This is a genomic window from Actinosynnema sp. NPDC059797, from assembly GCF_042732085.1.
Taxonomy (GTDB): Bacteria; Actinomycetota; Actinomycetes; order Mycobacteriales; family Pseudonocardiaceae; genus Actinosynnema.
The window spans coordinates 1-1,265 of record NZ_JBHWIE010000751.1; the positions used below are offsets into that span (position 1 = coordinate 1).

The window sequence follows — 1,265 nt, forward strand, 5'->3', positions numbered from 1 at the left end:
GTGCTGCGGCACGACGCGCCGGTGCAGCTGGTCACCCGGGTCGCGACCGCGCCGCTGTCGGTCGGCGGCGCCCCGGTCCGGACCGGCGACCTGGTGCTGGTGCTCCTCGCCGCGGCCAACCGGGACCCGGCGGCATACCCCGACCCGGACCGGTTCGACCTCCACCGGGACCGGTCCACGCCGTCCCTCGCGTTCGCCGCGGGCCCGCACTTCTGCCTGGGCGCGGGACTGGCCCGGTTGGAGGCCGCGATCGCGTTCGAGCTGTTCGCGGACCGCGTCCTGGGGCCGCGGCTGGCCCGCGACACCGTGGAGTACAAGCCGAACGTCACCCTCCGCGGGCCCCGTGCGCTCGACGTGGAGTTCGACGCCATCCGCCCCGCGCGCCCCGAGCCGGGAGTGGGCCGTGCGGGCCGAAGAGCCGGCTGACGACATCGGGCGGCAGTTCGCCGCCTGGGTGCGCGGCCCCGGTTTCACCTGCCTGGCAGCCAGGTCGGCGCTGCGCCGCGGCACCCTGACCCTGCGGGTGTACCGGGACCTGGCGTCGGCGGCCGACGACGAGCGGCTGCACGCCGACCTGGTCGACTTCGTCGCGGGCATCCCCGTGGAGCGGACGGCCCTGGCCGCGTTCTGCGCGGTGTTCCGCGCGCCGGGGCGCGGTTCGGAGGAGGCGTTCGAGCGGGACCTGTGGGACCGGCTGACCGCCCTGCGGCGGGTCGACGCGCGCGAGTTCTCCTGGGCGGACGACGTGTCCTCGGACCCGGACTCGCCGCACTTCGGCTTCAGCGTCGCCGGGCACCCGTTCTTCGTCGCGGGCCTGCACCCCGGCGCGTCGCGGATCTCCCGCCGCTTCGCCTACCCGGCCCTGGTGTTCAACTCGCACCGGCAGTTCCGCAGGCTCAGGCAGACCGGGGCCTACGCGGGTTTCCAGCGGCGCATCCGCGCGCTGGAGATCGCGTTGCAGGGCGGGATCAACCCCATGCTGAGCGAGCACGGCACGGCCTCGGAGGCCGGGCAGTACTCCGGCCGGGCCGTCGGACCGGACTGGCGCTGCCCGTTCCGGTCCGACGACTGAGCCGACGGCCCGCCCGGCGTCAGGCCGCGCCCCACACGTCGGGGAACAGCCGCCTCCCCGCGGCGCGCCACAGGTAGGAGGGGCCGTCGGACCCGCCGGTGCCACGCCGCCCGCCCAGGAAGAGCTCGGCGAGCCCGGCGAGCCTGGCCCGCCACACCACGAAGGCCTCGTCGAAGTCCAGCAGCGCCGCGCG

2 protein-coding genes are annotated in these 1,265 nt (G+C 76.3%); both read left to right on the top strand.

What is annotated here, in order from left to right; all coding sequences use genetic code 11:
- The coding region (locus tag ACFV4N_RS43905; protein ID WP_499678631.1) for a cytochrome P450 at positions 1-426 on the top strand (426 nt) is incomplete at its 5' end.
- Entirely contained in the window at positions 404-1,072 is a 669-nt protein-coding gene (gntA, locus tag ACFV4N_RS43910) for a guanitoxin biosynthesis heme-dependent pre-guanitoxin N-hydroxylase GntA (RefSeq protein ID WP_499678632.1), read from the top strand. The genes ACFV4N_RS43905 and gntA, both read left to right, overlap by 23 nt.
- The last annotated feature ends 193 nt before the right edge of the window (positions 1,073-1,265 follow it).